This window comes from Streptomyces incanus, assembly GCF_042656345.1.
Lineage (GTDB): Bacteria > Actinomycetota > Actinomycetes > Streptomycetales > Streptomycetaceae > Streptomyces > Streptomyces incanus.
In genome coordinates, this window is the sequence record NZ_JBHSPC010000139.1 from 1 (window position 1) to 13,454 (window position 13,454).

The following is a 13,454-nucleotide window of genomic DNA, read 5'->3' on the forward strand; positions in this document are numbered from 1 at the left end:
CTCTCCCGGCCCCCACCGGGGCCGGAGGTCAGGGTGTCCACCACCCGGGGGGAGGTCCCGAGGGCTTCCTGCGGATCCGCCAGCGGTACTCGATCCCGTCAACGGTTATGCGCCGGGAACCCTTCTTGTTCAGCGCCATCTTCGCCTCCTCCACTGTTGGACTCTAGGGCCGTGCAATAGGTCCGTCTCAGCCGGAATCTTCCGGGCCGCCGGGCAGCACGCCGAAACCAGAGTGCCGTGCAGGCTGTGGTCGCCGTAGTGTCCGGGGCGAAAGGCGGTTCCAGTGGAGATCACGGTTCAGTGGATCAGGACGTCCTGGACGAAGCACTCCAGGGGCGGTGACGCTGCTGCCCGCAGGAATTCGGCGCCAATGGGGTTCCTGGTGTCACCAGTGCCGTCTTCCTTCGCCCAGGTCATCCAGATGTCCGAGCGTGACGGTTTCGAGCCGCACGAGAGCGAGAGGGACTTGCGCCAGGTCGGACTCACCTTGCGAGACGAGGGCGATCGGCTTCGCGTGCTGGCGCGTGTGGAGCCGTTGTTCGGATTGCCGCCGCGCCCGTGGCGGCCGCCGGCGGTGCGTCTGGTCCCGGGGCAGTGGGTCCGTTGGCAGTTGAACTATCGGTTCAGTAGCGCCGCCGGAATACGGGACTGGTCGTACTGGCTCGACACGTTCAACGTTGCCTATGGGCCCGTCGACCCGAACGTATTCCTGTCAGAGCCGACCGTTCTGGTCGATGAGTGCGGTCCTGTTCGATAGCCGTCCGTCGACGATCAGCTGGTCATGGGTTCTGCCCTGGAGGCGGGAGGAATGCCGGTCTCGATGGTGTTGCCGCCTGGTCGAGCGCCTTCGCTGTCGGTGAGCGCGTCCATCACGGCTTGTCCGGCCTCGGTGGGGCGGAGTGATTCGCCCCGGCGGGGGCGGATGTAGAGCTGGACGCCCAAATCCCTTTCCAGGGCAGCAAACTGGGTGTAAAGGACCGAGCGAGTGGTGCCGAGCTGGCGTGATGCCTCGGCGAGGGTGCGATGCTCCATGGCTTCTCGAAACCGCTGAAGGCGGCCCCAACAGCGCCGATCTGTGAGGGCCGGCCTGATCAGCGGCGGTACTGATTCGAGTTCCGTTCGGCTCACGGCCCGGCGTCCGCCGCGTGGACGGAGTGCGATGCCCATGGCCCGGAGGTGGCGTGTCAGGGTCGTTGGGCTCATGTCCAGCTCGGTGGCGATGCTGGCCAGGGTCCGGGCCTGCCGGACGTACTGCTCTCGGAGCCACTGCTCATCGACGATCGGCTTCCTCGACGGCTCTCGGCTAGCGATGAGGCCGGACTGATTCAGCACCTCGCTGATGAGTCTTTTGGGGAGACGGGTCTCTGAGGCGATCTCTCTGACCGTCTTCCGCGCGTCGAGGTACTCGCTTCGCAGGAATTCGTTGGTCAGCACGGTATGTGCTTGCTGGCGGGCCTGAGCTGCGGCAAGCCGGGACCGTCGAGCGATGGGCCTGCTGGGGTCGACCCAAGAGCCGCCGCTTTTGGAGGACCAGGGGCTGCTGGGTGGGTGCTGCTCGAAGCAATGGCGGATGCTTTCCAGAGCGACGCCCATCTCCTTCGCTGCGACGGCGGGCGCTTGGCCCTCAGCGCAGATGAGACGGTGTGCTCGTGTCACGTCCACTGGTCTGCCGGGTAGGCAGAGTCCTGCGGCAAGATCCGCTGGGGGCTCCCAGGTCAGCGGTTCGTCGATGCCCAAACCCCGTAGGTAGTTCTCGCCGTACTCGTCGAGAGCTCTCAGCAGGGCGGCGGTGATCCGGAAGGGAACTACCGCGACGCCTCCCGTCTCCTCGGCGGTCGTGATCCGGAGCGACGCTGGCGCCTGCCGGAGATCATTTCCGGTGATGCGCTGATAGAGGTAGCGGCGCACAGACAGCAGCCGCGCTTCCTGTCCCGGGTGGACACCGGTCTGTGTGCAAATCGAAACCCAGTCATCAGCGGGCAAGAGGCCCTCACCTGTCAGCCCGCGTCGACGTTCGTAGTCGATGGGGACGGGCTGGGTGTCCAGGTAGTCGGCGATCTCGCAGAGCCCGGTGAGGACTCCGTCGTGGCCCTGCTGGGCAAGCTCGGCGAGCGTGTAGTGGACGTCGAGTTGCGCCTGATGACCAAGCATGCTGATCAGGGGATCGAAGTGACGTTTGGATGCTCCGGGGAGGAGGAGTGCGACGGCCAGGGCCGCGCGGAAGTTGCCGATGTTCCGGACGCCGGCGGCGGGCAGGAAGCGGGCAGTCCATCCGCGCCAGAGCAACTGTGGGACTCGGCCGGCCCGTGCGGTGGTCAGGGTCTCATTCATCTTGTGGGGTGGGCGCGGGCGAGTGGTGCAGCTTCGGAAGCGGAGCCGGTCCACGTTCGCCATGCGTGTGTCCATGGCCTGCCAGATCAGTTGTTGCAGGGCAGTGGAGTGTGCCCTCCAGCGTTTGTTGATGTCACCGAGCGGCATGAGGTCCAGTCGCTCGCCGTCTCGTTCGAGGAGGGTCCGCAGCGTGGCGATGTTTGTCTTGTCGGAGCCCTGTTGAAGGATGTGGACGGCGCGGGTGAGTCCGCCTGCGGTCACTGCCGCCGAGGTAGGCGAAAACTGACCGTCTCCGGCGTAGGCCTGGCATGCCTGCTCGACATGCGGATCGAGTGTCGGGAAGTCGTCGGGTTCCGCGATGCGCAAGACCCAGGAGGCCAGCGCACGCAGGTCGTTGAAGATCATTCGGGGTGCGGGGAGGGACTGCGCTTGTCCCTGTTCGACTCGGTCCAGCAGGTCGTTGATCAAGCGCTGGGACGCCAGTTCTGGGCTGTCTTCGCGAAGGGCGGCAGCGGGGGCCAGGGTGAGGTCCGTCTGGCAGAGAGCCCCTGACGGTTTCAGCGTCGTAGGACACTGATGGGGTGGAAGATCACGGAAGATGCTGACTCGGCCGTGGCGGGTGCGCTGGTTGCAAGAGGGACAGGCGTGCGGCAGCAGGATCCGGTGCCGAGTGCAAGCGAAGCTCCAGGGGAGGCGCCAGCGTAACTGCCAGCGGCCGTCGTGTTCGTGAAGGCATCGGGGGCAGTAACGGGAGCCGTTTCGGCCCCATAGCTGCATGCGGTTCACCGTCCGGCGGTGAGGGTGCAGTACGAGCGCATGGCCGTCGTACTGGCGCAACGTCATCGCATGCAACCGGTCAGCGGGGACTCCGCTCACGGCCGCGGCCTGCTCGGCCTGGTCCGACTCGAGGTAGCGGGTGAGGTCAGGGAGGTTGCCGTCGCGCCGACCGGGCAGTCCCAAGGCGATCAGGATCTCGCGGAAGCTGACCATGCTGCGGTGGGCCAGGGTCTCCAGCCAGGAGTCCAGGGCTTCTCCTGGCAGCGGCGCGACCCTGATCGGGAGAGTCCGCAGGCCGGACGTCACGCGGCTTTCCGGTTGCTGGATCGGGGCCGGCTGGTGAGTCGTCGCTTGTCCAGGGCTGCTTCGAGCTCCCTGCGAGCCTTCTCGGATGCCTCGTCGTTCTTCACTCGGTCGAGCAGGTCACGGTCGAGGCGTTCGGTGCCGCTGCGGACGGCTCTTTGGCAGCCCCGGTTGATCAGTGTCATCAGCGAGCCGATATGCCCGGTGCTTCGGGCAAAGAGGTAGTCGGAAAGATCGTCTGCAAGCATGCCGGGATACTTGTCGGCCAGGACCACTCGCTTCTCCAGGGCGAGAAGCATCTTCCTCCATTCTCGGCGGCCCGCCTCGTTCTTGATGGTGAAGGGCTGCATGTCCAGTCGAGTCGTGCGCCGGCCTGTCTGGGCCAGGGCTGTGTCACCGGAAGTAGTTCCTTCGCTGAACAGGCCCTTCTCTGCGAGTCCGACGCCGATCATCAGCAAGGTCACGGGGAACTCGTTGGCGATCCACTTCAGGTGGTTGCTGACCTCGATGCCGCTGGTGTTGCGCCACTTCAGGAAGTGCAGATCGTCGAGTGCGAGGACGCGCACTTCGCAGGACAACACGCAGTCCAGGGCCCGCTGGCCCATCTGGGCGGCCGTTCCGCGGTTGCGTCCAGCATGGCCGAAGAATTCCAGAATGGCACGGTTGAGGTCCTTCATGCCGGTGTTGCCGGTCAGTCCGACCCGGCAGACCGGAAGCCGTTCGTGTCCCTGCGCTGTGAACTCGCCGTTCTCGGCGATCTCCCGGTGGTGGAACTCACGGAGGAACGCCAGCACCGAGGTCGTCTTCCCGAGGCCGGGAAAGGCGTCGACAGCCACGGCGCCCTTGGCCTTGTCACCGTCCTGCTGATTGCTGTCGACGATGTCCCACAAATCCTCGTGAAGATCAGCCAGTTGCTGCGTCCTGATCGGCCCGAGGTTGGCATGCCACTCCCGCCGCAGTCGGTCGTAGACGGCTCTCGCCTCAGCGGTCAGAGCTTTCAGCTCTGTCCTCGTCAGCAGCCTGGGCTGTTCGCGACGCGGAGCGTTGGCGAACTCCTTGAAGTCCTCCTTCCGCGACAACGCCAGATTCCCCAGGCCCAGCGGGAGCGGGTCAGTCACACGTCCTCCAATGCGTCGGCGTAGAAGTCGTCCTCTTCGACGAGGACTTCGAAGTCGGCCTCGTCGTCATCACCCGTCTCGGCCGGCTCCATCTGCTCCGGCTCCTCGTGGGACGAGCCCTCTTTGTCCCCCAGGGCTTTGCGGACTGAGGGCAGCGAGACGACTGACTCGTCGGACTCGGGCAGTTCGATGGCCGCTTGCTCTCGCGATAGCCGCAGGGCCATCCGCCGCTCTGCCAGCGTTGTGCCCAGGCCGAGGTTCCAGCGCTCCAATAGGTCGGCGACCGCAAGACGGTCGTCAGGAAAGCGATACTTCGCAGCAGCCAGTTTCCGGGCGAAGGCGAGAGCATCCTCGCTCAGCGGCATACCGGCCGTGGGCGCATGTTCCCAGGTCAGGGTGCGCCAGCGACGGTCCAGGTCCCGGACGTAGATGCGGGTGATGTCGTCGGGGTCAACCTGGAAGGGCCATCCGTTCTCGACCGGACTCTTGTAGGGACTCCGGACATCGCTGAGGCCTTTGAGGCCGGGGCCGCTGTAGCGGCGACGGCCGATCTCGACTCCGTAGTGCTGGATCGTGCGCCATTCGGTCTTCAGGAATTCGTAGGCGAGGTCAGGGTCTCTGGAGGCCTCGATGTAACCCGCCCGGGCCATGCCGTGCTCGAACATCGCGGCGGGGGACATCCGCAGCCCTGGCAGACCCGGGTCGACCAGACTCGTGTGCGGTCGATGGTGGTAGACCGCCGCGACCCACTCACGGATGATCGCCTCCAGCTCATGCAGGAAGAAGAAGGCGTCGTCCTCCGGGTTCTCCCCCCGGGAATGGACGTCCGGCCCCTTATAGCCGGGCAATGCTTGAAGCAGGCCCTCGCGCAGGGTGCGGAAGAATCTTTCGACTGGCCCTTTGTCGCGGCCCGTCCGTAGCCTCGCAGGCTGGATCGAGATACCCATCCGTCGGCAGACGCTGGTCAGATGCTCGGAGTCGTACTGCTTTCCGTGGTCGATGACCAGGGTTTCCGGAACCAGAATCGGGCCAGCTGCACCAGCCCCTTCGGCGACAGCCGTATCCACGAGGACCGTCCGTGGGATGCCGTGCTCGGGCCAAACCGCGTAGCGCGGCCAGTCCTTCCCAGCCGGCCTGGGCCGGAACGACTGGTAGAGCACCGCGCTGACGTCCACCGCCTTCGTCGACACCGGGGTGAGGCGGATGCCGGTGACGCAGCGGGTGTACCAGTCCATACCGATGCTGAGCTCAGCCTGAACCCATCGAAGCGTGAACGGGTCGAAGGCGAAAACGTCCAGCCGGGTGGAGTCCATCAGGAGGTACTCGCCCGGCCTGGTCGGCCGCAACTTGCCATAAGGCTCACTTGGCCGGCCAGCGATGTCCCGGTTCCGCTTCGCACTCAGTCGGAAGAGCGGGTGCTGGTCCTCCAACTCCTCAAGCAGCCGGAAGGCAGTAGCCCGGCTGGGTTGCGGGACGACATCCGGACCGAACCGTGCAACCACCCGTGCTCGGGTCCGCTCGATCACCAGCGTGCGGGACGGCTTGGACTCCTTGGCATGCTCGACCATGACCTCCGTGGCTGTCTCCACCCACCGGTCATCCAGTTTCGTGGCCCGCCCACGTGCGGGTCGCCCGGCAGCCGCCAAGCCCGCCTCGCCGCCACGGCGGAAGTCCCGAACCCAGCGCTCGACGGTACGAACGGTGACGCCGAGTTCAGCGGCCTTGCTCGCGTAGCGCTCGCCGAGCGGGAGGTCAGGCGAGTATTCCGGCCTCGGCTCGCCTTCCGCTGCCAGCTCGGGAGCACCCGAACGGTAACCAGTGAGGACCTCCCGGACATGGCCTGCCCGCACTCGTAGTCCGTCTTGCTCGGCTTTCGACAGCTGGCTCAGCACGACGCCAGCGACGTCTTCGTCGTCGTCACCGGACGGTCCCGGAGCATCCGGGATCACACGAACTCGATCAGACAGCAGCAGCTCCTTCACTGCCAGTCTCAGCAGCTTCCCGCGGCCGTTCTTCAGTACCGCCTCGTTGCCGTTCGCGGTGATCGCCAGCTCGACGAGCTCAACGGTCTCGCCGTCATAGCGGAACCGTGTACCAACCCCCACGCGGACTCCGGCCCAGCTCACTTCGAAGCCTTCAGAACGTGATGACCGCTGAGCGGGGTAGTCAAGTCGGTGACCAGCTCACCACGCCAGAGAAGGTGAAGGACCCCAGCACGGACCTCCTCCGGTTCCCGTCCGGTGAGTGCGTCATCGAGTTCGCCAAGTGTCCGGCAATCCAGCCCCATCGCTCGAAGTTCGTCGAGCAGGAGACCATCGAAAAGCCAGTCACGTCGGTACCCGGCGAGGAACCGAAGGTTCTCGAGTTCCGCAGGCGCAGGTTCGCTCCACACGACGTATCGCCATCCGCGTGTCTCCACCAACCGCCGCGTCCAGTCGAAAGTGAACGCCACCTCTGGCTTGGCCACCCGGTGCCTCGGCTTGACGTCGACCACGACCGGACCGTCCTCGCTGATCAGCAGGTAGTCCGGGATGTGTTTGCGAACCTTGCCTTCCACCTCGGCTTTCAGCAGGAAGGGCTGGGCAAGGATGCGGCGTACGGATGGGTCGAAGTCGTCAAACAACAGTCGAGCAAGTTCAAGCCGCGACTCGTAGATCACGTGGTCACACATGGTCGACGACCAGTAGGTGCCCGAGTAGTGCTTCTGGCCGTCGTACCACCGGAATGTCCGCCATGGAGACGCTGTCGCCAACGTCGCGCTGCTGACGCTCTCCCATGGCTCGTCTTCGAACTCCCGGCCCGATGTACGGAAACACACCATTGCCGACTCAACTGGCACAAGCACCCCCACTCCCGCAGCATCAGGTTCGATGCGATCAAGCAGTCGGTGACAGCCTGGGCCGTACGGCGGTACGTTCACCAAGAGAGCTTGGAACGTCCACACGTTTGAGCGAATTCAGCCTCAAGAGCCTGGACGGTCTCACAGCGATGTCGTATCCGACATCCATCCGACATCGACCGTGAGATTCCGACACGGAAAATGAGGCCCTACAAGGAACCGGTCAGGTCTGCGCCATGTCCACGAAGCGGGAGTAGTGGCCCTGGAAGGCGACCGTGATGGTCGCCGTCGGGCCGTTTCGGTGCTTGGCCACGATCAGGTCGGCCTCGCCCGCGCGCGGGGACTCCTTCTCGTACGCGTCCTCGCGGTGCAACAGGATGACCATGTCGGCGTCCTGCTCGATGGAACCCGACTCACGCAGGTCGGAGACCATCGGCTTCTTGTCGGTGCGCTGCTCGGGACCGCGGTTGAGCTGGGAGAGCGCGATGACCGGGAGCTCCAGTTCCTTGGCGAGCAGCTTGAGGTTACGGGACATGTCCGAGACCTCCTGCTGACGGCTCTCCGCTCGCTTGGAACCGCCGGACTGCATCAGCTGGAGGTAGTCGATGACGACCAGCCGCAGGTCATTGCGCTGCTTCAGCCGACGGCACTTGGCGCGGATTTCCATCATCGACAGGTTCGGGGAGTCGTCGATGTAGAGCGGCGCCGCCGACACGTCCGGCATCCGGCGCGCCAGGCGGGTCCAGTCCTCGTCGGTCATCGTGCCGGACCGCATGTGGTGGAGAGCCACCCGAGCCTCGGCGGACAGCAGGCGCATCGCGATCTCGTTGCGCCCCATCTCGAGCGAGAAGACCACACTCGGCAGGTTGTGCTTGATGGACGCGGCACGGGCGAAGTCCAGCGCGAGCGTGGACTTGCCCATCGCGGGACGCGCGGCGATGACGATCATCTGCCCCGGGTGCAGCCCGTTGGTGAGCGAGTCGAAGTCCGTGAACCCCGTGGGCACACCGGTCATCTCGCCGCTGCGCGAGCCGATCGCCTCGATCTCGTCGAGCGCGCCCTCCATGATGTCGCCGAGCGGGAGGTAGTCCTCACTGGTGCGCTGTTCCGTGACGGCGTAGATCTCGGCCTGCGCCCGGTTGACGATCTCGTCGACGTCGTCGTCGGCCGCGTACCCCATCTGCGTGATGCGGGTACCGGCCTCGACCAGGCGGCGCAGCACGGCGCGCTCGTGCACGATCTCCGCGTAGTACGCCGCGTTGGCCGCCGTGGGCACCGTCTGGACGAGGGTGTGCAGATACGAGGCCCCGCCGACCTTGTTGATCTCACCGCGCTTGGTCAGTTCCGCGGCGATCGTGATGGGGTCGGCCGGCTCGCCCTTCGCGTAGACATCGAGAACAGCTGTGTAGACGGTTTCGTGAGCCGGCTTGTAGAAGTCGTGGCCCTTGAGGATCTCTACGACATCGGCGATGGCGTCCTTGGACAGCAGCATGCCGCCCAGAACGGACTGCTCGGCCTCGAGGTCCTGCGGCGGCACCCGCTCGAATGTGGAGCCCGTGCCGTCCCATCCGCCGGAATCCCGGTCCCGGTCGTGCTGCTCTTCACGACCGCGGCCTCCGTTTTCACGGCGTCGGGAGGCGGGCAGACGATCACTGGGTCCGCTGTCGGCCCACGGGTCGTCCAAGGGCTCGGAAATGCTCACCGAGCCACCTCCTCCCGTCCGCCGAGCGGACCTCGCCGTGCCCCTCTTTCTACGGCACGGCACTGACAAATAGGACGCCCGACTCCGGTTGTCGCGCGCCGGTTTTATGACCTTTTGGAAACCGGCGGACGGAGCGGGCGCCGCACCACCGTAGGCCCGTCTGCACCGTCAGCCAATCTGGTTATCCACAGGCCATGTGGACGACCGACCCAATGCTGTGGAGAAGTCCGCCAAACCTGTGCACGACCCGGTGGACAGCCCTGTGAACAAGACCTGCATTGATCCGCCAGGAGGGCGCTGACCTGGCCTTTCATCATCCACTGCCTGTGCAGAAAAAAAACTTTCCCTGTCCGGCCAAGATCTCCTCGAATGCTGTATGCAAGCACACACCCTGCGCCATTACGTAAGGGTCTATGGAGCATTGCATCTCTTACCTGTGGACGATTAGATTGGCGTGCATGACACAGGCCCCCGCGCGCCCTCGAGCCGTTCGACGGCAGCACGACCGCGAGATCGTCATGCTGGCCGTACCGGCATTCGGCGCCCTCGTCGCCGAACCCCTTTTCGTCATGGCAGACAGCGCCATCGTCGGCCATCTCGGCACGGCACAGCTCGCCGGACTCGGCGTCGCCTCGGCCCTCCTGATGACCGCTGTCAGTGTCTTCGTCTTCCTCGCCTACGCCACCACGGCCGCCGTCGCCCGACGAGTCGGTGCCGGCGACCTCCCCTCAGCCATCCGCCAGGGCATGGACGGAATCTGGCTCGCCCTGTTCCTCGGTGCCGGTGTCGTCGCCGTGGTCCTGCCCACGGCACCCGCCCTCGTGGATCTGTTCGGCGCCTCGGGCACCGCGTCCCCCTACGCGATCACCTATCTGCGTATTTCCTCACTCGGTATACCGGCCATGCTGATCGTGCTCGCCGCGACCGGTGTCCTGCGCGGACTGCAGGACACCCGGACCCCTCTCTACGTCGCCGTCGGCGGCTTCGCCGCCAACGGCGTTCTCAATGTCGCGCTGGTCTACGGCGCCGGTTTCGGTATCGCGGGCTCCGCCTGGGGCACGGTCATCGCCCAGTGGGGCATGGCCGCTGTCTATCTGATCGTGGTGCTGAGGGGCGCGCGCAAGCACGGCGCCTCACTACGCCCGGACCTCGCGGGGATCAGAGCCTCTGCCCAGGCCGGTGCGCCCTTGCTGGTACGGACCCTCTCACTCAGGGCCATCCTGATGATCACCACCGCCGTCGCTGCCCGACTCGGCGATTCCGACATCGCGGCTCACCAGATCATCCTCTCCCTGTGGAGCCTGCTCGCCTTCGCGCTGGACGCCATCGCGATCGCCGGGCAAGCCATCATCGGCCGCTACCTGGGAGCCGGGGACGCCCAGGGTGCCCGCCAGGTATGCCGTCGCATGGTGGAGTGGGGCTTCGCGGCCGGGGCCGTCCTCGGTGTGGTCGTGGTGCTCGCCCGGCCGGTCTTCCTGCCTCTGTTCACCAGCGATTCCACGGTCACGAACACGGCCCTGCCGGCTCTGATGATCGTCGCACTGTCCCAACCGATCTCCGGCATCGTCTTCATTCTGGACGGGGTGCTGATGGGTGCGGGCGACGGGCCGTACCTGGCATGGGCGATGCTGGTCACTCTGGCGGTCTTCACTCCGTTCGCCCTGCTGGTCCCGGCGTTCGGAGGTGGACTCACCGCACTGTGGGGGACGATGACGCTCATGATGACCGTTCGGCTGCTGACCCTGTGGTTCCGTACCCGCTCGGGCCGCTGGGTCATCACCGGCGCCGCACGCTGACCGCTTCACATGAAACCCCGCGTTTCACGTGAAACGACGATGGGGCCGCACCCGAACGGTGCGGCCCCATCCCACTGCTAAAACAAGCAGCACTTACTCCGAGACAACCTCGAGGTCGACCTTGGCGGCAACCTCGGGGTGCAGACGCACGAACGTCTCGTGGGCGCCGAGGGTCTTGATCGGCGCGCCAAGCTCGATGCGACGCTTGTCGACCTTGGGACCGCCCGCAGCCTTGATCGCGGAAGCGACGTCGGCCGGCGTGACGGAACCGAAGAGACGGCCGGCGTTGCCGGAGCGGACCGCGAGGCGGACCTTGACGCCCTCGAGCTGGGCCTTCACCTGGTTGGCCTGCTCGATGGTCTGGATCTCGTGGATCTTGCGAGCGCGACGGATCTGCTCGACGTCCTTCTCGCCACCCTTGGTCCAGCGGATCGCGAGCTTCCGCGGAACCAGGTAGTTGCGAGCGTAACCGTCCTTGACGTCGACGACGTCGCCCGCGGCACCGAGGCCGGAGACCTCGTGGGTGAGGATGATCTTCATGAGTCGGTCACCCTTCCCTTATCGCGCGGTGGAGGTGTAGGGCAGCAGCGCCATCTCACGGCTGTTCTTGACAGCCGTGGCGACGTCACGCTGATGCTGGGTGCAGTTACCGGTCACGCGACGGGCACGGATCTTGCCACGGTCGGAAATGAACTTCCGCAGCATGTTCGTGTCCTTGTAGTCCACGTACGTGACCTTGTCCTTGCAGAATGCGCAGACCTTCTTCTTCGGCTTGCGCACAGGCGGCTTCGCCATGATGTATCTCCTGTGTGATCAAGAAGTGTGGTGCGGCCCCGCCTAGAAGGGGGGCTCGTCCGAGTAGCCGCCGCCACCGCCGCTGCTGCCGCCGGAGCCTCCGCCCCAGCCGCCACCCTGGCCGCCGCCACCCTGTTGGCCGCCGGCGGGAGCGCCGGATGCCCAGGGGTCGTCGGCCGGAGCGCCGCCACCCTGCTGGCCGCCGCCGGAGCCTCCGCCCCAGCCGCCACCACCCTGGTTGCCGCCACCGCCGTAACCACCCTGGCCACCGCGGCCGGTGGTCTTGGTGACCTTGGCCGTGGCGTTGCGCAGGCTGGCGCCGACTTCCTCGACGTCCAGTTCGTAGACCGTGCGCTTGACGCCCTCACGGTCCTCGTAGGACCGCTGCTTCAGCCGGCCCTGCACGACGACGCGCATGCCTCGCTGGAGCGACTCGGCGACGTTCTCCGCCGCCTGACGCCAGACCGAGCAGGTCAGGAACAGGCTCTCGCCGTCCTTCCACTCGTTCGTCTGGCGGTCGAAGGTGCGGGGAGTCGACGCGACACGGAACTTCGCGACGGCCGCACCGGACGGGGTGAAGCGCAGCTCGGGGTCATCGACAAGGTTGCCGACGACCGTGATGACGGTCTCGCCTGCCATGGGGGAACCTCTCGGCGGGTTTGCTGCTGGCTGCTTGTGCTGCTACTCGGATCCCGGGACCAGCTGAGCGGAAGGGCTCAGTGGTTCTCGGGGCGGAGGACCTTGGTCCGGAGGACCGACTCGTTCAGGTTCATCTGGCGGTCGAGCTCCTTGACGACCGCAGGCTCGGCCTGCAGATCGATGACCGAGTAGATGCCCTCGGGCTTCTTCTTGATCTCGTACGAGAGACGACGACGCCCCCAGGTATCGATCTTCTCGACCTTTCCGCCGCCATCCCGGACGACAGAAAGGAAGTTCTCGATCAGCGGGGAGACAGCACGCTCCTCGAGATCGGGGTCGAGGATGACCATCACCTCGTAGTGACGCATGTGGAACCCACCTCCTTTGGACTCAGCGGCCACGGTCGTTCCGTGGCAGGAGGGCCGTGATGCGTTGCGCAACGATGTCTGTCAGTAGAACAGCCGCCACTGACAATCGAGGTCGGGTGGCGGTTTCTCCAGATCGGCCGGGACGGACCCGTGGTCCTGTCCTGAACGTGACTGGATCTGTCCGAACAGACACCGGTGCAGACGGTACAGAGTACCCGCACAGCGGCTTCCGGTTGAAATCCGGCCCGGAAGCCCGTCAGTCTGTACACATCGGGTGTGTACGGCGCTACGATGCGCCGCCTTTCGCAGGAGGTGCCCATGGCACAGGCATTGCGACCCAACACCGCCGGAGGCCTTTTCGCCACGGACGGCAAGCCCCACCCAGTCCAGGACATCCTGCTCGCGGTGACCCTGGTGCTGGGGGGCACGTCCCTCGTCACCGCGATGTTCCACCAGCTGCACCTGCTCAGCTCCTGGACCGGCCTGGTGGGAATCCTCACCGGCGCGTACGGCCAGTGGGTCTCGGAGACGACGCGGGGGCGCTTCGGCCTGATCCTGGGGCTGGGCGCCGCAGCGATCGGTTTCTTCCTCGGCATGTCGCACGGCGGCTTGTTCGGCGGGGTCATCGACTGACACCGGGCACCTCCTCCCGCATAGCGGGGAGCGCCCCGGCCGTGACGGGCCGGGGCGCAGGTCCCGTGCACCCAACCGGGGCACACCCACGGCGCAGTAGGCTTCGCGCGAGAGCCGGAGCCCCTGAACCCATGGGGACACACCAGCCCGAGG

At 65.9% G+C, this 13,454-nt stretch carries 12 protein-coding genes; 3 read left to right on the forward strand and 9 right to left on the reverse strand.

Annotated elements, in window-relative coordinates; all coding sequences use genetic code 11:
* Window positions 1-283: 283 nt before the first annotated feature.
* Window positions 284-757 (forward strand): hypothetical protein, encoded by a 474-nt coding sequence (locus ACFP2V_RS34455; protein WP_055592323.1) that lies wholly within the window; start codon window positions 284-286, stop codon window positions 755-757.
* 14 nt (window positions 758-771) lie between these two features.
* Here ACFP2V_RS34455 and ACFP2V_RS34460 read toward each other — a convergent pair whose 3' ends face one another.
* The 5 genes from ACFP2V_RS34460 to dnaB form a co-directional block, all read right to left on the reverse strand.
* Window positions 772-3,414 carry a TniQ family protein gene (locus ACFP2V_RS34460; RefSeq protein ID WP_055592322.1) on the reverse strand — a complete coding sequence of 881 codons (2,643 nt, stop codon included), beginning with the start codon at window positions 3,412-3,414 and terminating at the stop codon, window positions 772-774.
* A complete protein-coding gene (locus ACFP2V_RS34465) occupies window positions 3,411-4,529 on the reverse strand; it encodes an ATP-binding protein (protein ID WP_055592321.1) in 1,119 nt (372 codons plus the stop codon). Before ACFP2V_RS34465 ends, ACFP2V_RS34460 begins: the two co-directional genes overlap by 4 nt.
* The gene (locus ACFP2V_RS34470; RefSeq protein WP_055592320.1) at window positions 4,526-6,655 is read right to left on the reverse strand and encodes a helix-turn-helix domain-containing protein; all 2,130 of its coding nucleotides are present in this window, start codon (window positions 6,653-6,655) and stop codon (window positions 4,526-4,528) included. The genes ACFP2V_RS34465 and ACFP2V_RS34470 overlap by 4 nt, the downstream gene beginning before the upstream one ends.
* The gene (locus ACFP2V_RS34475) at window positions 6,652-7,281 is read right to left on the reverse strand and encodes a TnsA-like heteromeric transposase endonuclease subunit (RefSeq protein WP_055592347.1); all 630 of its coding nucleotides are present in this window, start codon (window positions 7,279-7,281) and stop codon (window positions 6,652-6,654) included. The genes ACFP2V_RS34470 and ACFP2V_RS34475 overlap by 4 nt, the downstream gene beginning before the upstream one ends.
* A 310-nt stretch (window positions 7,282-7,591) precedes the next feature.
* Entirely contained in the window at window positions 7,592-9,070 is a 1,479-nt protein-coding gene (gene dnaB, locus ACFP2V_RS34480; RefSeq protein ID WP_381219281.1) for a replicative DNA helicase, read from the reverse strand.
* Window positions 9,071-9,528: 458 nt separating this feature from the next.
* On the opposite strand from dnaB, the gene ACFP2V_RS34485 reads away from it, so the two are divergent.
* The gene (locus tag ACFP2V_RS34485) at window positions 9,529-10,866 is read left to right on the forward strand and encodes an MATE family efflux transporter (RefSeq protein ID WP_381219282.1); all 1,338 of its coding nucleotides are present in this window, start codon (window positions 9,529-9,531) and stop codon (window positions 10,864-10,866) included.
* Between the two features lie 93 nt (window positions 10,867-10,959).
* On the opposite strand, the gene rplI is transcribed toward ACFP2V_RS34485, so the two are convergent.
* From rplI to rpsF, 4 genes are all read right to left on the reverse strand, one after another.
* Window positions 10,960-11,406, reverse strand: a complete 447-nt coding sequence (gene rplI, locus ACFP2V_RS34490; protein ID WP_381219284.1) for a 50S ribosomal protein L9 — start codon at window positions 11,404-11,406, stop codon at window positions 10,960-10,962.
* An 18-nt stretch (window positions 11,407-11,424) separates the two neighbouring features.
* On the reverse strand, window positions 11,425-11,661 hold the full coding sequence (rpsR, locus tag ACFP2V_RS34495; protein ID WP_003949403.1) for a 30S ribosomal protein S18: 237 nt from the start codon (window positions 11,659-11,661) through the stop codon (window positions 11,425-11,427).
* Between the two features lie 42 nt (window positions 11,662-11,703).
* On the reverse strand, window positions 11,704-12,300 hold the full coding sequence (locus tag ACFP2V_RS34500) for a single-stranded DNA-binding protein (RefSeq protein WP_381219286.1): 597 nt from the start codon (window positions 12,298-12,300) through the stop codon (window positions 11,704-11,706).
* A gap of 77 nt (window positions 12,301-12,377) precedes the next feature.
* Window positions 12,378-12,668 (reverse strand): 30S ribosomal protein S6, encoded by a 291-nt coding sequence (gene rpsF, locus ACFP2V_RS34505; RefSeq protein ID WP_055571119.1) that lies wholly within the window; start codon window positions 12,666-12,668, stop codon window positions 12,378-12,380.
* A gap of 318 nt (window positions 12,669-12,986) precedes the next feature.
* Here rpsF and ACFP2V_RS34510 point away from each other — a divergent pair, with 318 nt between their 5' ends.
* A complete protein-coding gene (locus tag ACFP2V_RS34510; protein ID WP_381219288.1) occupies window positions 12,987-13,301 on the forward strand; it encodes a hypothetical protein in 315 nt (104 codons plus the stop codon).
* The last annotated feature ends 153 nt before the right edge of the window (window positions 13,302-13,454 follow it).

Excerpts from the sequence above, each read along its gene's own strand:
- ACFP2V_RS34485 (WP_381219282.1), top strand. The coding sequence starts at position 9,529 with ATGACACAGGCCCCCGCGCGCCCTCGAGCCGTTCGACGGCAGCACGAC.
- rplI (WP_381219284.1), bottom strand. The coding sequence starts at position 11,406 with ATGAAGATCATCCTCACCCACGAGGTCTCCGGCCTCGGTGCCGCGGGC.
- rpsR (WP_003949403.1), bottom strand. The coding sequence starts at position 11,661 with ATGGCGAAGCCGCCTGTGCGCAAGCCGAAGAAGAAGGTCTGCGCATTC.
- ACFP2V_RS34500 (WP_381219286.1), bottom strand. The coding sequence starts at position 12,300 with ATGGCAGGCGAGACCGTCATCACGGTCGTCGGCAACCTTGTCGATGAC.
- rpsF (WP_055571119.1), bottom strand. The coding sequence starts at position 12,668 with ATGCGTCACTACGAGGTGATGGTCATCCTCGACCCCGATCTCGAGGAG.
- ACFP2V_RS34510 (WP_381219288.1), top strand. The coding sequence starts at position 12,987 with ATGGCACAGGCATTGCGACCCAACACCGCCGGAGGCCTTTTCGCCACG.